Below are 20,594 nucleotides of genomic sequence, written 5' to 3'. Positions count from 1 at the left end.
TGTCTAAGCTGCATTCGCAGGCTTGCGGCCGGTCGCCGGTTACTCGCGCTTGAGCCCGGTGAGCTCGATCACGCGTTTGCGCGTCTCGGTGTCGCGGGCCACGTAATCGACGGCGGTCTTTGCGTCGCCTGAAAACGGCGTCAGGCCAAGCGCTTCCAGTTTCTTGCGGACGTCGGGCTTGGCGAGCGTCTTGTTGACTGCGGCGTTGACCGTGTCGATCACCGTCTGCGGCGTTCCGGCAGGCGCCATCAACGCGTTCCAGGAGTTGGCGATGTAGCCGGTCAATCCGGTCTGCTCTGCGACCGACGCAAGGTCGGGCCAGGCGGATGATCGTCCAGGTCCGCCGAAGGCGAGAGCCTTCAGCTTGCCCGCCGCCACCAGCGGCGACGAGGCCGATGCGCTGATCAATCCGACATTGACGTCGCCGCTGAGGATGCCGTTGATTGCCGGAACGTCGCCGGAGAAGGCGACGTGCAGCGCTTTGATCTGCGATAGGTTCCAGAGATTTTCCATGTCGAGGTGTGCCGGCGTGCCGACCCCGGCGGTGGAGTAGGTCAACTCACCCGGCTTGGTGCGCGCGAAGGCGACAAGCTCGTTCATATGGTTGAGCGGATAGTCGGCGCGGGCGACGATCAACAGGTCGAGCGTGCTCAGCATGGCGACGGCCGTGAGATCGCGGCTCGGATTGTAAGACAGCTTCGGATCGAGAAACGGAATGATGGTGATCGAGCCGGTGCCGGTCACGCCGAGTGTGTAGCCGTCCGGCTTCGCCTTGGCGACGAGATCGGTGCCGATGGCGCCACCTGCGCCGGGACGGTTCTCGACCACGAATGGTTGTTTCAGCTCCTCGCTCAACCCCTCGGCAACAACCCGGGCGACGACATCGGTTGGACCCCCGGCGGCGAACGGAACGATGACCTTCACGGCCCGGTCGGGATACCGCGCGGCCGCTGGGCCTGCGATGATGCTTGCCGCCGCAAAGGCCGCGATTGCCAATTGAAGACATCGAATCCGGACCATTGCGAGCCTCCCCGCTCCTTATCGTTATTCCTTGCAGGTCGTTATCCGCCTCGGCGGAGACCTTAGTGGAGCCTGCGGCTGCTGCAATTCGGTGCGTTCGCATTCATATAGGGAAATCGCGCTGGGCCATTTGACGCTGGCGTTCGTCGGCGTCTCAGTCGCAGGCAGGCTAGACTTCGGCCATGGAACTGCGCCATGTCCGCTCCTTCATTGCCGTCGCGGAAGAGGGCCGCGCAGCACGGGGGCTCGGCCTGTCGCAGCCGCCGCTCAGCAAACAAATACAGGCGTTAGAGGCTGCGCTCGGCGTCGTTCTGTTCGAACGTGACAAACGTGGCGTACGTCTGACCAAGGGCGGCGAGGCGGCGCTGCCGGAAGCGTACCGGCTGATCGAACAATGCGATCGGCTGCAGCAGGCCGCGCGGCGCGCCGAGGCCGGCGAAAACCGGCCGTCTCACCGTGGGTTGCCATCGGCGTTCTACGAAATCCTTCTGCGGCTGTTGGATCGGTCTCGCATGCGATGCCCGGACATTCGGATTTCGCTGAAGGAGTTCGATACCGCAGGTGCGGTGCTTTGAGGATACGGAGCATCGTGCGCTGAATGTATCGCCGGACACGATCCAGCGCGCGCATGTGGGGGCTGCATTCCTGAGCTTCGTCGGCGAGGTTCTCGATGGCGCACAGCATGCGTTGTTGATGACCGATCGGCGGCTCATCGCGGTGCTCGCCCGGATGACGTGACGAATCGGCCGGCGGCCGTTTCATGCGGGTGGATGTGTGTCATCGCGCGAGACGGAGGCGTATCATTGGACATATCTCTCGGCCCGCGCCTCCGATGCTGTCTCCGGATGTGATTTCTCGGATATGAGTTTTAGATAAGGCTTCGGATATGGGCGTAGGCGCATGTCGAGATCCCCATCCTTCGATTAGCCTTCAATGGGCGTCGCGTCTTTCACCGGCTGCGCCACGCCATTTTGGATCGGCCGCTCCAAGGCCGCGGGCTGCGGCCGCCCGCTTCCGGATGTTCGATCCGGGACCAGCCGGTTTCCCGTTGCCCAGGGGCGGCCAATCGGCTAGATCAGCCCTCAGGCACCCGTAGCTCAGCTGGATAGAGCGTTGCCCTCCGAAGGCTGATGTCAAGGGTGCTTGCGTTTGAGGTTGATTAGAAAGATCGCATAAATACAGGAGTTTAGAGGCAGCACCGACGATCCCGACGTAAGCAGAATTCTCGCGTAAGCATCGCGTAAGCAAGCTAGAGGGAAAAATCGGATGGTTTCGGATATGATGGCGAGCGTGGCAGCGGACGCTGCGAGGTTGATCCGAGACATGAGTTTTGATGACAACCGAATCCATTGACCCTTCGAGGTCGCTCGGGCTAGGCACGACGGCATAGGCACCCATAGCTCAGCTGGATAGAGCGCCACCCTCCGAAGGTGGAGGTCTCAGGTTCGAATCCTGATGGGTGCGCCATTGCACCGTGAATGATTCAAAACTTGTCGGTCTGCGCAAACAGCGCGTCCGCAACAATGTGCTGTAAAATTGGGGGCCTGGCGCTCACCTCGGGATTACGCCCTTCGCTCATGACCATTGCGAAACCTTCGAAATCGTATCGAACATCCCTGCTGCGCCCCGACGGAGCGGATCGAGCGCCTCGGCCCGTTCTTTTGCCCATGCGATCCAATCGCTCAAGGCGCTGTCTCCGATTATGATGTCGCCTTCGTCGAAGGCGCGCTTCTCCACTTCGGCTAGAAACATAAGGAACCTATCGCGCTGTTCCCAATTCGCTGCAAACTCGCAGAGCTTATTCCAGCGTTTGTCGTCGATTTCCTTGAGACGCCTGGCCTCGTAGCGCCGCGCCTCTTCCTCGCGATGCCGTTTCTGCCATTCCTCTTGCTCGCGCTTCTGCTGTTCCAGGATCGGTCCCGCCTCCATGATGGTGCCGACGATCTCAGGTAGCATCTCGCCAATCTTTGTCTTCTGACTTTCGATCCATTGGGGATGCCGACCATCCAGGTACGTAGTGATCGACACGCGCAGGAAGCCTGACGAGTCGAGGCCGGATTGATGGTGGTCGGGATAGGCTGTCCACCTCCGTGTTTCGTCGCGCTGCTTGAGCGACTTCACTAACTTCTCTACGATCGAGCATTCAACGGCGTGGTTGGCAATCTCGAAGGTCACCCTTCCTGTCATCGGCGACTTCTCAATTTTGCCGCCCGCTTTCTCGACGCCCGTAAAAATCGCGCTCGTGACCCGGAAACGATATAGGTCACGTTCGGTCAGATCGGGCAGCAAACGAGGCGTCCACCAGGTTTCGTGCCTTCGCCGTTTGCTCTCTTGTTCGCGTTCTCTCTGCTGCTTCTTATGCTCCACAATCCACGCTTTCACGCGTGGATGAAGGTCTTCCAGGCCATCCGGCACGGCAATGGCTTCTACCTTCGCGGCGGCAACCGTCGCGGACCTCTCGGCTTCCGGCAACGGCGCTGGCTTGGGGGGCGTGGGGTAGATATCCGATACCTGCGGAATGCCGTCCCTGCGAGGTGGTAGCTTGAATACAACTACAGGCTTGCCCGCCTCCCTTTTTGCCCAATAGCCGCGTGGTGGATATGGCACGTCCATCCTGTCGCATATCTTGGCAAGTCCATTACCGCTGATTCCGAACTCTTCCGCGAGACGGCTCATCGGTCTCTGCCAGACTAGCGTGTACAGTTCCTCGCGGCTCACATGCCGCGCTTTTTGGTGCACTGGTAAGTTTGCCATAGCTATCCCGCTTCAGTACTTGTCCTCTGGCCAGCCATTCGTCCGAAATACACATACAAACTTCGGACAGACTCGCGAGCCGCGCTCTCGTCGCGAAGATCATCACGAAGGCGAGCGGGACCTATGCGGGTTGAATATCGGACAGCCTCTCCGCCTAGGGAACGGTTCTAAGGCGAGACAACGACCCTGAAGCTCGCCTCGGTCGTTTTGACGAGGTAGAGCTCGGTAGTCGCAAGCAGCCGTAGCCCGTCCTCACTGACATCGCTGGCCGAGATTCCCGGCTGCACCACGATTACCTCGAACTCAAACCTTGCCCGCCGCGCCTTCTCCTTAAAGTACGAAAGAGCCTTCATGTCGCCTTTCAGGAAGCGAGATGCGCCCTCGGCGAGCCACGCATCCTGGCGGCGCCGCAGATCATGATAGACCTTTTGCAGCCCCTTGTGCTTGGCGGTAATGTTCTTCTGAGCTTGGCCACAAACGACGTAAAATTCCGGATGTCCTGCGAGATCTTTCCCCCATGAGCGCCTTTGCAGTGGACGAGACATAGCCGGATCACCCCGTCGTCGACTTCCTTGAGGCACAGAAGGTCAGCGACCTCGCCGCTTCCGTCATCGTTGAAGATGACATCGTAGTCGTCCTGAAGCCGCTCGAAGGTGCGATACTGAATCGTCGCTTTGTCCCGTACTTTATGCATGGATTCCTTATTTAACGGTACGCCGGTCCAATCCCAGGCCTCCAGGCGGCCCTTGTCGAAGACGCCGCCGACGAGGTTCGTGGCGATGTGGTAGCAATTGTAGGAATATGTCCCGTCGGCGTAGCGAACGATCAAAGGGTCCTTGCGGAGGTACTCTTCCAATGCGATGGCCTCATCCCGCGCTTTCCTGAAGCGAACGGCTGGGCCATCGACCAGTTCGTGGCCGTAGCCACCAGGCAGGTCGCTGGAGATGGTCAAGCGATAGGCGGAGGAAAGCCCGCCGGCGCTCAGTCGTATTGTGATCGCACCATCGTCGGTCACGTCCGCGACGTCCAAATCGACCATGATCAATGGGACTTCCGTGGTACCGAACAGGATCGCTTGCCGATCGCTTTGCCGCATTTGGGCCTGCTCACCCCATTGGACGGCGATGGGATAGGACGGGTGGGGGCCGTCCATCCTTTGCGGGCGCAAAAAGTCGCGGGTGATATTGGTGCCCAGTTCATCCTCGGACGTGACCTTGCCCCAGGTCCTCGACGTCCACAGCATCCACTCGGAGACCGTCCCGGTCTTGGCTTGCCAAATCTTCCCTCGGCGCTGCGTGCCTCCCCAGAGCACGCGCTCGCCCTCCTCGTAGCCAAGGCAGGCGATGTTATTCAGCTCAGACTCGGCCTTCTCAATGTTGGCCAGGCCCTCAGTGACGTTGGGCCCGAAGTAGGAGGTGAAACTGATCGCGCCGACCCGTGAAGACCCCAAGCTCTTCACAAGTGGCAGCTCGACATTGTTGAGGATGTTGAAGATCGGCGTGCCTGACACAAGCTTGGTGTTCTCGTCCGTTACGGCGGTCGCCAACCGCTCCGAGCGCAGCGCATTGTAGTCGCTGGCATATAGCGAGAGCACACCTGCCTCTTTGTCCCAGCGCAGGATCAGAAGGTCGTAGATGGTGTCCAGAACGTTCTGGTAGTTGCCCCAGTTCACCATTGCGGCTCGGCACACCACCGCAACGAGGACCCTCTCGGCCTCATTATAGGCATACCAACTCTCCGCTTCGGCGGGCAGAACCGACCGGAACTCCAGCGGCGACCAGTCTTCGCAGATCGTGCGGAAGAACTGCGCCGACAGCGCTGGCCGCAGATTCCAAAGCGAGAGTTGCGAGGCAAGATCTCCCGACTCCTTGAGTCCAAAGACCACCTCCTGAAGCCGAAGCTCGGTGGAGATTCGCTCCTCGCTCAGGCGCCGGATCAGCTGATCCCAGTCCGCGCCTTCGGCATAAAGATTGGCGAGTTTGGCTTCAGCGCGCGGGTCGGCGACATTGGCTACAACCGTGGCCTCGCCGATCTCGCCGTCGCCGCCCTTACGAGTGAAGCGGCCGATGAACTGGAGGGTGATGGCGAGCGATTTGTGAGTGTCGTGAAGCGCCGCGACCTTGAGGTTGGGAAGGTCGAACCCCTCCCCAAGCATGTCAACGCAAACCACGATCCGGGATCCCTGATCTCCCCGATCGAGGATAGCCGCGAGCGCCTCCTTGTTCACCGTGCCACGCCCCGTCCCGGAATAGACTAAGACGGGCTTCATTTCGGGGGCGAGCTCGCGATAGATCGCCGCTACGGCCTCGGCGCGTGCCTTGCTCCAGGTGCGGGCCATAAGCAGATGGTCCAACCCCAACTCATTCCGGTCCCGCCGAAGTGCTTCGAGTCCCGCCGCGGCGATCGCACGGTCGCGGGCGTCGTCGTCGCCGTATTCCTCGACGGTCTTGAGGTTGATACGGCGATAGTAGCCTGCGGCTTGAGCGTCGCCGAGCTTGTAGTTGAAGATGATCTTGCCATCGATCCGTTCCCGGTCGCGCCGGAACGGCGTCGCCGTAAACTGGAGGATGCGCTTCTTCTTGAACCGATCCCGCACTGCCTTCCAGGTCTCGGCCACCACGTGGTGGGCCTCGTCCACGATCAAGTCGCTGCAACCGTCGACAAGCACGTCCACCGCCTCGGGATCAGAGGTCTCGAGTACATTCGGCAGGGCGACGATTACGTTGGCCCCGGCCAGTATTTCACGAGCATCAGCAGCCGAGCGGATGCCTCCCGAGATCACCGCCACGTGGGGGCGGGGGATCTCCCCGCGCACAACTGCGCAGGCTGGCAGCACACCTAGGCTCGCGAATTTAGTACTGATTTGGGTGCGAAGGGCGTCGCTGGGCACGAGCACGAGAGCGCGGCGAAGGCGCCGGTAGACCATCGTGGCCAGCATGGTTTCAGTCTTGCCGGTACCCGTCGGCAGCACCACCGTGGCGGGCTCAAATTCCTCACCAACGGCAAAGTGGGCCGAGATGGCGTGGAGCGCGCCGATCTGCGGCCTTCTCAGACCCGCCGCCCCTGTTCCTTCATCCTCCTCACGGAAGGCGAACTCATTGACCCAGGCGTCGAGGACCTTGTCTGGCGTATCGCAATAGGTCTCGAGTCGTCCAAGGCCATCCCAGGCGACATTGATGTCGTTCGGCCAGTCCTTCACCTCGCCCGTGAGCGCGCAGGTCACGACCGGAGCGGGATCGGTGCGGCGGCGAGCACCCTTCCGCCGAAGCAGAATCTCCCGATAGGGCGCAGTAAGGTCGGTTCGGATCAGGTCATGCCCAGGGACATCACCATCGAAGATTTCAGCGTTGCACGATATTCCAAGGAAAAGGCTTTGTGTGACGAGGTTGCCACCGACCCGCCTCCTTCGGACGGGTGTGGCAGGCAAAGTGATGATCCCGCGCCACTTCGCGAAGAGCAAATCTATCCCCTAAAAGCCGAGTAGACCCCAGTATTCTAAGGTCGTTTCCCCCACTGAAAGCGACTATGTGGAAATGCGTCTAATCGCGCAACTATGAAGAGTATTTGGAGTTCGACCGACTCAGAGATTCTCGCCCTCATCACCATGCACCCGGCATTGTCTGGGGGGTGAACGGAATGTCGACATGGAAGGAGCCATCGTCCCGATGATCGGAGATCGTCATCCCTCCGTCTTCGACGATGTCGTCGGCCAGATCGCCGAGGGCTTCGAACGCGCTGCGGTCTGTCCACTCACCGTATTGCGCGGCGATATCCCCGCAAGTCTGTTTTAGTTGGTCGAAGAACGGCGCGAACCAGTGGCCGTTTAGGGCAGCAATTGTCTTCGGCACGTCTTCGAGGGTGAGACCGAGGCCGGCCAAGTTGCCGAGGTGATAGCAGGCGAATTTCATGAGCTCTCCGTAGGCACCGTAGACCTCGGCAATGACCTCTTCGAGATTGCCGTGAAGGCGATAGGCTCTTATCCGGGCATTCGCCTGCGGTCGCGTCTGTTCCAGCGCCGTAATGAAGGTTTCCTCGTAGCCGTCGGTCGGACGCTGCCCGAAAGGCGCGCAGATCTGGGTGACGGCGTATTCGTCCCAGCACGCCTTGATGATCTCCGACCGACAATGTGCGTGGAGATTCGGCGATTTGCTCTGCAGCAGAACGCCGGGGAATGCGGCGTTGTAGCGCTCCGTCACCTCGACGTGCGCGCACTCATGGGCGAGCGTGTGGAGTGCTTGTTCAAAGAATTCATTCTTGTCGTCTTCGAGCGAAAGCAGGACGCCGGCGTTGAAGAGGATGTGGCTCTTGACCTTGCCGTCACGGATGACAGCGGGCGTCATGGCCACGCCCATTGCGATTCCGTCCGATGGTGTAAGCTTGTGGTCGGTATCGTAGCCTCGATCGAGTTCGAGGAGCGCCTGGGTGTAGTCGAAGGCGATGGTAATGCCGTCGAGGGCGGACATGTCGATGTAACGGCTCAACGCGCGGACATAGGTCGCGACTAGGTTACCAAACGTTCGGGCGTGCTCCTCGGTGTCGAAGCCCCGCAAGCTGACCGAAATGTTCTCGGGCGCGGTTGGCAGTGGCGGCTCAGTATCCGGTGTGGCTCCTGATTCCGTGTCAGCCGGCGCGGTGTCGGTCATCGGAAGCCGTCGAACATTTGCGGTCGGTTGAGAGGCGCTGGGAGAAGTTTGAGAGTAGACATAGCGCTATGGTTTCGCTGGAGCAGACACGCTGCCGTTTCCATCGCCGGCTGAGGCGCCGAGAGGCAGGGTGAGCGCCGGCGCGTAGGATCGTCCACGAGCACCATCGAAGTCGTACTCGTAAAGACGAACGGGCCCGAGAGCAGTCCGACGCTGTCCGAGGAAAAACGTGAATGCGTTGGGAGCTGCCACAAACAGGTGTGTGATTCCCGAAGAGTCAGGCCGCGCCGTGCGGATCGCGCTGGACGCCGCGTCGGCGAGGTCGAAGGCGTGGCGCCCGCAGGCCACCGACTGTGCGCCGGGGCCGGTGCTCGGCTTCAATATGAGCAATCGACCGACAGCGGGAAGCGTGGTTTCGCAGTAGCGCCGCACGTCCGCCAACACATCATGGGTCAAACCGATCGCGACAGCGACGTCGGGTTCATCGGGACGGAGTTGCACAGTCTCGGCTGTGAGCGTAGGCCACTGAGGATCGCGATCCATATCGTCGGGCGACCAGATTCTGCATCCCGTGCCACGCTGGTCCAACTCGACCGTGCGACCTGATTTGATGTTGATGATCGAGCCCGCTGCGAACGCCAAGGTGACATGTGCGTCGAGGGCGAGCCGGAGGCGAACGTGGTCCTTGGCCGCTGCCTCCAGGAACCGGCGAAGGGCGGGATAGAGCCTCGCCTCCCAGTCCTCGTCACTGCGGATGTAGCGCTCGTCAAACGCAGGGATCAGATCGAGCACTGCATGACACCGCTCATCGAGCCGATCGAACGCGTGTTCGAATGACTTGACGCCGTAGACGCGCGCGCCGCCTTGGGCGGGCCCGAGCACTCCCTCGCGGGCGCAGATTGATTTGAACCCCGATCGATCGAACTCGAGCCGTCCCTGCGCCATCCATTGAAAGACGAGATCGTCGTAGGGAAATGCGCTCTGGTTGGCGGGGATTCGGCGCAGCCCCACCAAGCCGAACAGGATGTCGAGATTATCGCGCAGGGCGTCGAGTGTGTCGTTGGCTTCCCCAAAAGCAAGCGTGCGAGCCAGCAGCCGCAGTTCGTCCTCGTCGATGCCGAGGTGCTCCCGCCAGGCCTTTCGGACAGCACCCGCCTTGCTGTTGTCAGTCAGCGATCCGTAAAGCCGGTCGAGCCGGACTGCGCCGGACCGGTTGCCGACCATCTCGCGAAGCGGATCGCCGCGATCGAGTCGCCAATTCGTCACGAGCTTGAACCGGACGCCGACACCCGATCGTGCGAAGGCGAGTTGGGCGTCGCGCGCCCGCTGTAGTAGCGAGCGGGCGTTGGCGTTGATGAACTCCGGATCGACCAGGTGCGAGTAGCCGTAGCTGTCAGGAGTCACATGCCACTTACACTGCATGTGTTCGCGCAGCAGCGGTTCGCCATAATGGTCTAGCGCGCTACGTGCGGGGTCGTATTCGACCCAGATGTCATCGAAGCTCTTCGGCCCGGTCTCGAAGGCAACGCGCGTGATCGGGCTTTCTGGGTCGAGCAGGCGCGCCGCGTGCCACCAGAACAGGCGAGCCTGGAAGGTGTCGCCATCGCGTCGGACGGTTACGGCTTGCGTCATGGCGCTCTCCTCATGCGGCGCCGCCATCCCTGAATGGCGGCGTCGGGGCCATCGCGCGGGCAATCTGGACCGCCCGCGCGCCGTCGATGGCTTTCGAGGGATAGGCGTCGAGAACGATTCCGGGCAGGAGCCTCTGGGTCAGGTCCGAGAAGGTGAAACCGAAGTCGCGGCCGCCGCGCTGGGCGCCGGTGGCTGCGACCAGGGCATCCACGTGCTGCGGGCTGAGGCCGATTGGTTCCAGGCGGCTCGACAAGACGAAGCGGCGTTGTTCATCGCTCGGTCGGGCGAAGCTCAAGACGTCGGCCGCGCGCCGCCGGATCGCTGGGTCCAGCGCGCTGAGACGGTTCGTGCACATAAGGACGGCGGCCGGCAGCTTAGAGTTGGAGATGCGGTCGATGCCTCGGATGAAGGCGTTCACGCCGGCTCTGTCCTCGTGGTGCATCTGCGCCACCTCGCGCGATTGCGCGAGCGCGTCCGCCTCGTCAACGAGGAGGATGACCGCGCCCCGCGCCTTGCCACTAGGGGATTTCAACCTCGTGGCCTCGGCCACGGTGTAGTCGAATGCGGCGGACAGAAGCTGCGTCATCTCGCCGACCCGACCTTGGCCGCGAGTTGACAGGCTGAGCGGCAGGAGGGTGATGTCGATCTTCTCCTGCCGAGCCACGGCGTCCCCAATCGTCTCTGCGAGCTCGGTCTTTCCGGAGCCGACGTCGCCGGCCAGCACCACCAGAGGCGGACGGCGCAAGACGGTATCAAGCAGGGACTCGGCGCCCGGATGGTGGCGCTGCGCCCACGCGGCGAGACCGCTGGGATTGACGAGGAGGCCGAGAATTTTGGCGAGACGGCTCTTCTGGTCGTCCAGGCCCACGAGGCGCGCGAGCCGCGCTTGCGGCTCGAAGTCGGGATAGGTGACGCGGCGCTCGAAAAGCTCGTCGAGGGTAGGCTTGGCGTTCATCAGAAGCTCCGAACGGTGGCACGATCGAGGGCGCGGCCGCCCGCGGAATAGGTGCGGTCATTGGACAGGTAACCCGTGATGCCGGGCTCCGGCGCGCCACTGCGCGAGAAGGGAAGGCTCCGTTCGAATGTGGCGCGTCCATTCTCGCCGAGCTGAAACCAAGCCGACGTGTAGGTCATGTAGCTGTAGAACGACGCCCCGCTGACGTCCGCGCCCGGTCGGACACGGCCGGGGTCGTCGTCGTTGGCGGCGGTGCCGGCGAGCTCGCGTGCGGTGTACCGCAACGTCGGCTCGATCCAGTTGCCGTCCCGCTTGAAGCCGTAGGTAACGGTCTCGAGGTAACCTGCCTTGAGCATCTCCGCCGCCTCGGCTTCGAACTCCGCGATCTTGGTGTCCGATGGGCTGCCGTAGAAGCGCTGCATTCGCTTCAGGTCGGTGGCGACCTTAGCGGCCATGTGCTTGGCGTGCGTGACCGTGAAAGTCGAACTCTCGGTGTAGCTGTAGCTATACGACATCGCTGACCTCAGGCCTGGAAGGAGGAGCCGAAGACCTTCTGCCAATAGGCGACGGTCAGCTGCTTGTTGGGGGCGGCGAGCGCGGCGTCGATGGCGTCGCCGGCTTCGAGAGCGGCGTCGACGATCGCATCGGCGTTCGCCGCGGTGTAGAGGCGGGCCACGTTGTTGGCCGCGTTCACCGGATCGATGATCTGCACCGTTTCGGTGCACGCGGGGACCGACGACGCTGGGTAGTAGTCGGTGAACACGATGCGCTGCCGGAAGTCGGTGCGCGCGATATAGGTGAAGAAGTGCTGCAGCGCCTCAGGATAGTCGGAGAAGTCCAACCCGTCGTCGCACAGTTTGGCGAGCACCATCTCGATCATGAATGATTTGAAGCGGAAGCCATCTCGCTCCTGCTTCATGCGCCTCGCCCAGAACTTCGCGAGGCGCACGACCTGCGCGAAGTGCTTCTCCTGCGCGCGCTTGCGCTTGCCCGCGAACTCCAGATGGAGCGGAATGCTCGTCTTCAGGAACGACCCGTCGTCCTGGCTGACGAGGTTGCCATACCATTGCGCATCGCCGTCGTAGAGGATCGGCACCACATCGACGTCGAGCCCGGTCCCGCGAAACGAAACGGTGACCGAGTAGGTCTGCGGCTGCACCTGGTCGGGACTAAAGTTCGGGAAAGCCTTGCGAAGCCGCTCGGCCAGGTAATCGAGCAGCACCCTCACGTCCTTGGGCGCGTCCGCGCCGCTCACGTAGCAGGCGACGTCGATGTCGTTGAGGGAGCGAAGCGCGGTGCCCTTCGCGAGGCTGCCCGAGAGCATCATCTTCTTCAGCGTGAAGTCGGGGTGTTCGCCGAGGTAGCCTTCGAGCTTCTCGCGCAGCCGTCGCGCTTGCGCCCGGTATTCGTCCGCCTTGTCCTTCGGCAGGTTCACCTTGTCCTGCGCGAATGCGGCGATCTCGCTTTGACCGACGTGCTGCCGTCCCATCATCCCGCTCCTCTGTGGCCGGCGGCCCCGAGGCTGCGGCGTTGAAGATCAGGATATAATAGCCATTTTTTGGCTATTCAAGGGCATGTACGGTAGCTATTTCATATTGACAAAATACCCCTGATTCTCTATATGCTGACCAACGACGGAGGACGAGATGACAGCGAAAAAGACGATGACGCTGAACCTCACCGACGCCGAGATGCGCGTGCTGGACGATCTGTCGGCACGCAAGGACCTGACAAAAACCGCGGTGATTCGGCAGGCTTTGCGCCTTTATCAAACCGTCGAGGCGAGGCTCGAAAAAGGAGAGAAGCTCCTGTTCGAGAACGATGCGACGAAAGAAAAGGCGGAGCTAATGCTCCTATGACGGACGTCTCGACCATCTACCTGCTGGACGCAGCGAGCGGGGATGACGTCGAGGCAGAGTTGCGCGATGCCATCGAGGAAGCGCAGCTCGCTGACTGGCAAACACAGTGGCAACCGGCGCTCATCAAGGTACTTCAGGAACTGCGTCGTCAAGGTGTGCCGATCGCGCAATGGCCGCAAAGCTGGCATTGGGATTGGCGAGAAAAGACGACAAGGGTCCAAGGGTTTCTGGCGTTTCCCGGCTTCAGCGTGGTTTGCAATGGAGTGACCCAGGGTCTGATGTTGCTTGATTTGCGACGGGTTGCGCGAGAGGCGTCGCAAGCAGGCAAGCCGTTGGTCTACGTGGATTATCTCGAGGTCGCGCCGTGGAATCGGCCCGACCTTGGTCAACGCCCGCGACTGAAAGGCGTCGGCACCGCTCTCTTGACGGCTGCCGTCGCGCTTAGTGAGCAGGAAGGATATCGCGGCCGGATCGGCCTTCATTCCCTGCCGCAGTCCGAGGTCTTTTATCGTGAACGGTGTCGTATGTCGGACCTTGGTCTCGACGACGCCTATCAAAATCTCAGATATTTCGAGATGACTGTGGAGAATGCCCGGTCTTTTCTCGATGAGGAGTGACGCCATGAGAATAGAGCGAAGCAAGCAGTGGTGGCTTGATCGCGCCGCGCGCGAGGGCGCCGATGTGATCGGCGCGGGCGTCGTCGCGCGTGATCCTGTCTCGGACAGCCGTTCTGTCGCCGGCGCGCCGGCTCCGCGTGAGGAAGCCCGCATTGCGTTCGGCCGGTTTATCAATTTGATGCGCCGCCAACGTGGGTTTTCGATGGAGCGGCTGGCCGAGGAGGCCGAACTCGACGCCAGTGAGCTGCTGGTGATCGAAAGTGACGTCCATTATATTCCGGAGCCGCGCACGGTCTATCGCTTGGCGCGGACGTTCAGCGTTTCGCAGCAGCGCTTGATGCAGCTTGCTGGCCTGTCGGCGGCGAATGACAGCGGCCTAAGCCAAGAAGCGGTCAAGTTTGCGGCTCGATCCGAGTCGATGCAAAAACTTAGCCGGGAAGAGAATGCCGCACTCGATGCATTTGTTGCTGTGCTGAGTCGACAGGATCCAAAGCAGGGCAAGTGAAGAATATTCAACTTGGCACGCGCACGATCGCCGACATCGACGCACAGGTCGTCAAGGTTCTCCGAGGCCTTGGCAATCCTGAGCCGCCGATCGATCTCGCCATGGTGCGCGACCTGCTTCGGCTCGATCGCCAGTATTACAGCACGACCGACGACGGCCTCCTGCGTGAGACCGTCAGTCGGCTGAAGGTGGCGGGATCGCAAATCCTGCTGCGGCCGACCCTGCTCAAGGAAGCCGTCCAAAACCTGAGCCTGAAGGCCCTTTATCTGCCTGACCAGAAGCGGATCCTCATCGACAAGGATCTGCCGAAGCTGAAGCACCGGTGGAACGAGGCGCATGAGGTCGGACACGACATCATCCCTTGGCACGAAGGCATGATGCTTGGTGACACGGAGCAGACGCTCACGCCGACGTGCCACGCGATCATGGAGGCCGAGGCAAATTACGCTGCCGGTCAGCTGCTCTTTCTGGCGGAACGATTTCGCACCGACGCCTGTGATTCTGAACCGTCCCTGCAACATGTCCGCCAGCTCAGTGAGCGCTTCGGCAACACCATGACGTCGACCCTGTGGCGCTTCATCGAGCAGGGACACAGCGGTCGGCCGATGGTAGCGCTCGTGACAGGGCATCCGCACCCGGCCAAGCGGAAACCGGACTTCGATCCAAGCAATCCCTGTCGTTACTGTGTGCAGTCTCCGGCCTTCGCACTCCGCTTCGGCGGGCTCGGCGAGGTCGACTTGTTCCGGGTCGTAACCGGCTATGCCGGCGCGCAACGCGGCGGAAGCCTCGGCGCGAGGGACGTCATTCTATCCGACGCTGCCAGCGAGCGGCACCTGTTCAGGTTTGAAACGTTCTTTAATGGACACGAGGCTCTGACGCTTGGCCACTGGCTTCGAAGCACTCCGAAGTCAGTGTGAGGCGAGCATCCATTCTCTGACGCTGCTGCGGTTATCGCTGAGCCGAAGAAACAACCTGGTGACGAGACGGAAGATTGATTGGCGTATACGCCGGGACAGCCTTCATGCGCGCGAAGACAGACTCGTGAATATAAGCGCCCTCGGGAATCGCACGCGGCTCTGCAGCCGGCATATACCGGCCGAACCGTGAAGTGCGATCCTTCCACTCTTTGTAATCATCTGCCTTGGGGATCCACTCCAGGGCCCACCAGGCCAACGTCATCGAGTCATGCGGGTCACGCATGATGTCGGGGGCGACGTAACTGAACGGGCTGCCCTGCCGTTGGATGCCCCAGGCGAGTTGGTTGACGGTCTGCGTGCTGACGGTCAGGCCACATTTGGTCGCTTCGTGGATCATCCACAGCAGCGGAAACTTGGACAGACCGCTTTCGCTTTCAGGGTAGCCTCCGCCGATATCGGCATGAACGCCAGCGAACCAGACCTGTAGCGCGTCCTGCGGTTCAGCGTTATTGGTCGAGCTGAAACGGTTGCGCATGAAGGTTTGCGGTTCCTTCCAGGGCTCGAGACGAAACATCCGACGTCTCTCATCGATCGCGATGGCTTGGCGAAATACCTTCACACTCGGATTGCTCTGCGTGAAAGCCAGCTTTTGGAGGCTGAAGGCATAAAAGCGATCCGCACGCGGCACGATGATGCTCGCCACGGTGTCCCACACGCCGAGAAACTTGATGGTAGGCCATCGGCTCGAAACAATGCGCGCGAATTGTGATGCGGAGTCGTCCCGAGAGGCAGGTGGCGCTTCGCACTCGCCGTCTTCATCGATCGGCGCAGCGTCGAGCGCATCTCCCGGCTCTTGCTCGACCATCGCCGAGCTCGCCTGCTTGTAGGCCGTGAGCGCAGCACCGGCCAAGTTGCGTTGCTGAGGAGAGAGCAAACCGACCTTGTGAATCAAACCTGCCAAGACACGGGCGGTATATGCACCACGGCTGAAGCCGAACAGGAAAATATCGTCGCCTTCTTCGTAATTGTCGATCAGGAAATGATAGGCCCTGAGCACATTATCATCGAGGCCATAGCCTGTGGCGAGACCCAGTACCGTGACGGTGTTCTGCTTGAAGCGCGTCCAAGGGTTTGGCCGTGCCAGAGTCCCCACGCCGGGGTCGTAAAACACGATCTGTCGCGGGACGGTCTTCTCGGTTTTCCGGAGTACGCGATAGAGCTTGAGGACATTCGAAATGTTCTCACCGATCTCATTTCCCGTGCCGTCGCAACAGACGACTAGGTTTCTCATTTTGTCTCCCATACGGTGAGAAAGTAAAGGATCGCCATTCCCGTTGGGAACGAGGCATGGGCTCGGACCGAGTCTAGAGCTTGGCTGCCATTCGTAAATATCCCAATGCGTCTTCTGCTATAAGCTTCCCACCATCACGCGGTATGATTTCTTGCGTTGGCTAAAGCTTGACGTCCCCTTCGATCTCGGCGTCGAGTTCGACCTCCATGCCTTGCGTCAGCATCGCCGCCCGATCCAATAAGGCAGCGGGCACGGTGACGATGGACCGCTCGGGGCGTTGGGCAAAGTCCTCATCAAGGCGTGCGCGAACCCCGATCCTCGAACGAAAAGGGTCCGGCAGGCGTCCTATCTCGGGTCTGCTCAAGCGCCTCGACGTCCTCGTTGGTCAGGCCGATGCGGCGGCCCTGTTCGGCCAGTATGCTGCCAAGGCGCAGGCTTGTTTCGGAGCGAGAGTGTCGATTCTGAGTCATGCCGCCAAATCCTCCTCGGGGACCAGACCATCGCTTGGTGCGCCGCTCATCTTCTCTAGGAAACGAGCCAAAGTGGCCTTCCTCGCACCACGGTCGAGCGCATAGGACGTCTGCTTAAATTCCACGCCGTCAAGAAGTCCTTCGATATAGCCAGAGATCGTATCAGCCGCCATGATCAATGCCGCGTCCAGCGTATGGATATATTTGCTCGTGACGGTGCCCCGAGAGTGCCCGATCAACGCTGCGATCGTTGTCTCCGTAAAGCCCAGGTCATTAGCCACGCTCGCAAAACTATGACGAAGGACATGCGGCGTGACGTCCGCCAGGGTCGTATTTCGGAAAATCTTCTCCCAATGATTGGGAAAGCTGCCGAAAGGGTTGTCCTCCACGCCGCCGGGAAAAACGTACGTCTTTGAGGACTTCGATCTACGCTCTTCAAGGTATTCCATCACGGACAAACCAATCGGTCGGACCGATGCTCCTTCCTTGCTGTCGGCCAAGCGCAAACAGCTTGCTTCAATGTCGACGTCTTCCCAGCGAAGCGCCACCATCTCAGATCGACGGCATCCAGTGAGCGCGAGTTGCCGAATGATATCTACGGTCATCCGGTACTTGTCGTTCTTGCTTGCAGCTTGGAGGATAGAGCCGAGCTCTCGATACTCGGCGTCATCGAGGCGTCGGATTCGGACGTTATCTTTTGGCCGTCGAACCCCGTGCGCGGGATTGGCTTCTATTATTCCCGCCTCGATGGCGTAAGTCAGTATACCGCTGAGAAGTCCAACAGTACGCGAGGCTGCCCCCGCGCCGCCTCGCACGATGGATTTGCCGCGCAATTTTCCCGTCTTGAAGCTGCAATTGGTTTTACCGGCTATCACATCTTTCAAGACCTTATTGACATCCGCCTTGGTGACGTCCTTCACCCGCCGCGACCCGACCAGTGGGATGATATGCCGGCGGATTCGGCCGACATCACTGACAATGGTTGTCGGCTTCTTTGGCCGTCCGCTTTTGCCCATGATCAAGCCGGCGTGCAGATCTTCAAGATAGAGTTCGCACAGCTCCTTGACCGTGATGGCCTTGTGATTGAGCTGCCTCTGTTCCGACGGATCTTCACCACTTGCAATCTTGCCGAAGAGGACCCTCGCCTCCTGTCGCGCAAGCTCGGGCGTCCAGAATCCGTGTAGTCCAATCGTGAATCGGCGAGAGCGGCCGGCGAACCTGTAGTGAATGACATAACTACGCTTGCCTGAGGTATACACCCGAAGCCCCAGGCCAGGCTGTTCATTGTCCCAAATGAAGTAGTCCTTCTCCCGCGCCTTGGCGGAATCCGCGGTACGTTTCGTGAGTTTTGGCATGTGTTGTGATCGGCTTTTTCCTTGGCGAACGCGCCAAGGAAGCGCCGGGAACGAGGAACGACAAAGAGCAACTCGCTGGTCTGGCCTATCTGGCGGGATTCGTTTTTAATTTCAGCGTTTTACACCGGACAGCGCGATTGTGCTGCCCCCGTGTCGCTGACCATATCCCTCCGAAGGCAAAGGTCACACGTTCGAATCGTGTCGGGTGCGCCATATCGGCGCCATTTGAACGAAGCTATCACCGGCGCGACGAGGTTGGCTCATTAGCCCCCGCGTTCTCTGGCGTCACCCGCTGTCCTGCTGTGATGACGGCGACAGCATCCGCGTGAACATATCCACCAGCGGCCCGCAAAGCGGTTCAGGATCGCGCAGGCCTGCGGCGATGGCGTCGTCGACGACCCCGTGCATGCCGTCGAAAATGATGGTCGCGGCAGCGCGTGCATGCGGAAAGCGCCATGCGCCGTCTCGCTCGCCGGCCATGAGCAGGGCTTCCAGTTGAGCGATCACGATGCTCTTCTCCCGCGAACGGCGCTGGCTGTGGGTGAAGTCGTGGAAGACGACGTCGTGAAGCTGATAATTATGAAGATAGGTCTCCACCGCGCCGCGAATCCAGGCCGTCAAGCGCGCAGGATGATCGGTTGCCGCACAGGGCTCGATCACTGATGCGACGCGTTCGACGAAGTCTTGCGCGAACCGTTCACGCAATGCGGCGATCACATCCGACTTTGTCTTGAAATAGTGATAGAAGGTGCCCTTGGCGACGCCGGCTTTGGCGACGATGTCATCGACGGTGGTCGCCTCCACGCCGCGGGCGATGAACAGGTCTGCTGCCGCTGCCATCAGATCGTCGATGCGAACCTCAGCCGGCAGAATCCGCCGCCGCGATTCCGGTCGCTTTGATGACGCCGGCCGTGCTGTCGCTGCCATCCAAGCCCTCCGATCACATGTTCGACCCAAGGTCGATCTATCGCATATTTAGAATTATTCTCATAGGCTTATATTATTGACTGACGGTCAGTCAGTTGCTAGCAGAATGGCGCCAGGAGCGCCCCATGCCCCAATCCCGGAAGACTTTGGCGGTCGTCGCCGTCTATCTCGGCACCTTCATGACGACGCTCGCCGTCAGCATTGTCTCGGTGGCCCTGCCGGCGATCCAGAGGAGCCTCGCCATTGATCTATCCGGCCTGCAATGGGTGGTCGGCACGTATCCGCTCTGTCTCTCCGCCCTCATGCTTTCGGCAGGGCCGGTCGGCGATCGGTATGGGCGGAAGCGGGCCTGGCTGATTGGCGTTGCTGTGTTCATGCTCGGATCGGCGGTGTGTGCGGGCGCGCCGTCGCTCGGCGTGCTGATCGCCGGAGCGGCGCTGCAAGGTGTTGCGGGAGCGCTCGTGATCCCGGGCGCGTGGTCGATCCTGACCCAGGCGTTTCCCGATCCGCGTGAACGCGCCCACGTCATCGGCGGGNTGTCGTCGTTCAGTGCGATCTCGCTGGTGCTTGGACCGATGCTGGGCGGCGTGCTTGTGGATACGGTCGGTTGGCCCAGTATCTTCCTAATCAATCTGCCGGTTGGAGCGGCGACGCTGGTTCTGGGTGCGCGCGGCATTGCCGAGAGCGCGGACCCCGACCATGCCGCACTCGATCCGACCGGACAGGGGCTGAGCATCGTGTTCCTCGGCGCATTGACCTACGCGCTGATCGCGGCCGGCGGCGCAGGATGGGCCGCCCAGGCGGTGCTGGTTTCGTTTGGCGTCGCCGCCATCGCCTTCGTGCTGTTCGTCGTCGTCGAGCAGCGCGTGGCCCGCCCGGTGCTGCCGGTCGATCTGTTTCGCGATGGGATTTTTGCCTCCGTCAATTTTGCGTCCTTTCTGTTGGGCTTCGCCGGTTACAGCAGCCTGTTCCTGTTTTCGCTGTTTCTGCAGCAGGTGCAGGGTTGGTCGGCGTCCCAGGCAGGATGGCGTATGGCGCCCGTGTTTGCAGCGATGGCAGCAATGGCCTCGCTGTTCGGCCGGATGACCGTGCGCCACGGCACGCAACGGCTGATGATCCTCGGCCATCTGCTGATCGCTGCGTCCATGCTCGGCATGGTCGTGCTGTCTCCGGCGACGCCCTATGCGCTCGTTGCGCCGCTGTTCGTACTGCTCGGCATTGGCCTGGGTCTCGCAGTTCCTTCGACCGGCGCCGCAGTGATGGAATCGGCGCCGCGCGAGCGGAGTGGCGCCACGTCGGCGACGATGAATGCATTGCGCCAGAGCGGCATGACCATCGGCATTGCCCTGCTCGGCACGGTGATGAGCGCGCGGGCCATCGCTGTGATGGCTGCCGGCTTGGCGGATCGCGGCGGGGCTGCCGCCGTTCTCGCGCGCGATGCGGTGCAGCGGCATGCGATGCCGCCCGCTCTCAATATGACGGCAGATACGTTTTCCAAGTTGCTGGCGGGCGCGCTGTCGCAGGGATTTGCAGCGGCGGTGATCGTCGCCGGATTGTCCGCTCTGGTTGCTGTTGTCGTGCTCGTCGTCGCGATGCAGCGCGCGGGCGGGCGCCGCCGCGCGATGGCCGGCGCCGAAAAGATATGATCC

At 61.2% G+C, this 20,594-nt stretch carries 20 protein-coding genes and 1 tRNA gene; 8 read left to right on the top strand and 13 right to left on the bottom strand.

The features are described from left to right. Positions 1 to 39: 39 nt before the first annotated feature. Entirely contained in the window at positions 40 to 924 is an 885-nt protein-coding gene (locus X566_RS07480; protein ID WP_160170455.1) for a tripartite tricarboxylate transporter substrate binding protein, read from the bottom strand. Between the two features lie 278 nt (positions 925 to 1,202). Here X566_RS07480 and X566_RS07475 point away from each other — a divergent pair, with 278 nt between their 5' ends. The 3 genes from X566_RS07475 to X566_RS07470 all read left to right on the top strand — a co-directional run bounded on the left by X566_RS07475 (position 1,203) and on the right by X566_RS07470 (position 2,487). Then, positions 1,203 to 1,595: a LysR family transcriptional regulator gene (locus X566_RS07475; protein WP_051443936.1), complete on the top strand. Its 393-nt coding sequence runs from the start codon at positions 1,203 to 1,205 to the stop codon at positions 1,593 to 1,595. Next, positions 1,582 to 1,758: a hypothetical protein gene (locus tag X566_RS24990; protein WP_160170454.1), complete on the top strand. Its 177-nt coding sequence runs from the start codon at positions 1,582 to 1,584 to the stop codon at positions 1,756 to 1,758. Before X566_RS07475 ends, X566_RS24990 begins: the two co-directional genes overlap by 14 nt. Before the next feature lie 652 nt (positions 1,759 to 2,410). Next, a tRNA-Arg gene (locus tag X566_RS07470) sits at positions 2,411 to 2,487 on the top strand. Positions 2,488 to 2,595: 108 nt separating this feature from the next. On the opposite strand, the gene X566_RS07465 is transcribed toward X566_RS07470, so the two are convergent. From X566_RS07465 to X566_RS07435, 8 genes are all read right to left on the bottom strand, one after another. Then, on the bottom strand, positions 2,596 to 3,696 hold the full coding sequence (locus X566_RS07465) for a hypothetical protein (RefSeq protein ID WP_244434702.1): 1,101 nt from the start codon (positions 3,694 to 3,696) through the stop codon (positions 2,596 to 2,598). Positions 3,697 to 3,941: 245 nt separating this feature from the next. Then, a complete protein-coding gene (locus tag X566_RS25280) occupies positions 3,942 to 4,127 on the bottom strand; it encodes a hypothetical protein (protein ID WP_244434701.1) in 186 nt (61 codons plus the stop codon). Positions 4,128 to 4,135: 8 nt separating this feature from the next. Continuing rightward, the gene (locus X566_RS07460) at positions 4,136 to 7,234 is read right to left on the bottom strand and encodes a DEAD/DEAH box helicase (RefSeq protein ID WP_244434700.1); all 3,099 of its coding nucleotides are present in this window, start codon (positions 7,232 to 7,234) and stop codon (positions 4,136 to 4,138) included. 139 nt (positions 7,235 to 7,373) lie between these two features. Continuing rightward, positions 7,374 to 8,417, bottom strand: coding sequence for a hypothetical protein (locus X566_RS07455; protein ID WP_051443935.1), 1,044 nt, complete (start codon positions 8,415 to 8,417; stop codon positions 7,374 to 7,376). Between the two features lie 66 nt (positions 8,418 to 8,483). Next, positions 8,484 to 10,049 carry an SAVED domain-containing protein gene (locus tag X566_RS07450; protein ID WP_051444173.1) on the bottom strand — a complete coding sequence of 522 codons (1,566 nt, stop codon included), beginning with the start codon at positions 10,047 to 10,049 and terminating at the stop codon, positions 8,484 to 8,486. Positions 10,050 to 10,059: 10 nt separating this feature from the next. Further along, positions 10,060 to 11,004, bottom strand: a complete 945-nt coding sequence (locus X566_RS07445; RefSeq protein WP_034464887.1) for an ATP-binding protein — start codon at positions 11,002 to 11,004, stop codon at positions 10,060 to 10,062. Beyond that, complete coding sequence (locus tag X566_RS07440) at positions 11,004 to 11,519, bottom strand: hypothetical protein (RefSeq protein WP_034464884.1); 516 nt, start codon at positions 11,517 to 11,519, stop codon at positions 11,004 to 11,006. The genes X566_RS07445 and X566_RS07440 overlap by 1 nt, the downstream gene beginning before the upstream one ends. Before the next feature lie 8 nt (positions 11,520 to 11,527). Continuing rightward, positions 11,528 to 12,496 carry a CBASS oligonucleotide cyclase gene (locus X566_RS07435; RefSeq protein ID WP_244434699.1) on the bottom strand — a complete coding sequence of 323 codons (969 nt, stop codon included), beginning with the start codon at positions 12,494 to 12,496 and terminating at the stop codon, positions 11,528 to 11,530. Positions 12,497 to 12,650: 154 nt separating this feature from the next. On the opposite strand from X566_RS07435, the gene X566_RS07430 reads away from it, so the two are divergent. The 4 genes from X566_RS07430 to X566_RS07415 all read left to right on the top strand — a co-directional run bounded on the left by X566_RS07430 (position 12,651) and on the right by X566_RS07415 (position 14,902). Then, the gene (locus X566_RS07430) at positions 12,651 to 12,863 is read left to right on the top strand and encodes a transcriptional regulator (protein WP_034464881.1); all 213 of its coding nucleotides are present in this window, start codon (positions 12,651 to 12,653) and stop codon (positions 12,861 to 12,863) included. After that, entirely contained in the window at positions 12,860 to 13,480 is a 621-nt protein-coding gene (locus X566_RS07425; protein ID WP_034464879.1) for a hypothetical protein, read from the top strand. The genes X566_RS07430 and X566_RS07425 overlap by 4 nt, the downstream gene beginning before the upstream one ends. Continuing rightward, positions 13,452 to 13,985, top strand: a complete 534-nt coding sequence (locus X566_RS07420; RefSeq protein ID WP_244434698.1) for a helix-turn-helix transcriptional regulator — start codon at positions 13,452 to 13,454, stop codon at positions 13,983 to 13,985. Before X566_RS07425 ends, X566_RS07420 begins: the two co-directional genes overlap by 29 nt. A 101-nt stretch (positions 13,986 to 14,086) precedes the next feature. Beyond that, on the top strand, positions 14,087 to 14,902 hold the full coding sequence (locus X566_RS07415; protein WP_343213046.1) for an ImmA/IrrE family metallo-endopeptidase: 816 nt from the start codon (positions 14,087 to 14,089) through the stop codon (positions 14,900 to 14,902). A 31-nt stretch (positions 14,903 to 14,933) separates the two neighbouring features. On the opposite strand, the gene X566_RS07410 is transcribed toward X566_RS07415, so the two are convergent. From X566_RS07410 to X566_RS07390, 4 genes are all read right to left on the bottom strand, one after another. After that, a complete protein-coding gene (locus X566_RS07410) occupies positions 14,934 to 16,193 on the bottom strand; it encodes a DUF2235 domain-containing protein (protein ID WP_034464871.1) in 1,260 nt (419 codons plus the stop codon). A 160-nt stretch (positions 16,194 to 16,353) separates the two neighbouring features. After that, positions 16,354 to 16,557 carry a hypothetical protein gene (locus tag X566_RS24625; RefSeq protein WP_034464869.1) on the bottom strand — a complete coding sequence of 68 codons (204 nt, stop codon included), beginning with the start codon at positions 16,555 to 16,557 and terminating at the stop codon, positions 16,354 to 16,356. A gap of 102 nt (positions 16,558 to 16,659) precedes the next feature. Further along, a complete protein-coding gene (locus X566_RS07400; RefSeq protein ID WP_034464867.1) occupies positions 16,660 to 18,018 on the bottom strand; it encodes a site-specific integrase in 1,359 nt (452 codons plus the stop codon). Positions 18,019 to 18,303: 285 nt separating this feature from the next. Continuing rightward, entirely contained in the window at positions 18,304 to 18,945 is a 642-nt protein-coding gene (locus X566_RS07390) for a TetR/AcrR family transcriptional regulator (RefSeq protein ID WP_034464865.1), read from the bottom strand. A 125-nt stretch (positions 18,946 to 19,070) separates the two neighbouring features. Between X566_RS07390 and X566_RS07385 the strand changes: the two genes are divergently transcribed. Further along, positions 19,071 to 20,591, top strand: a complete 1,521-nt coding sequence (locus tag X566_RS07385) for an MFS transporter (protein WP_034464863.1) — start codon at positions 19,071 to 19,073, stop codon at positions 20,589 to 20,591. Positions 20,592 to 20,594 lie beyond the last annotated feature (3 nt).

Source organism: Afipia sp. P52-10, assembly GCF_000516555.1.
GTDB lineage: Bacteria > Pseudomonadota > Alphaproteobacteria > Rhizobiales > Xanthobacteraceae > P52-10.
This window is presented reverse-complemented; position numbering and strand designations above follow the sequence as displayed.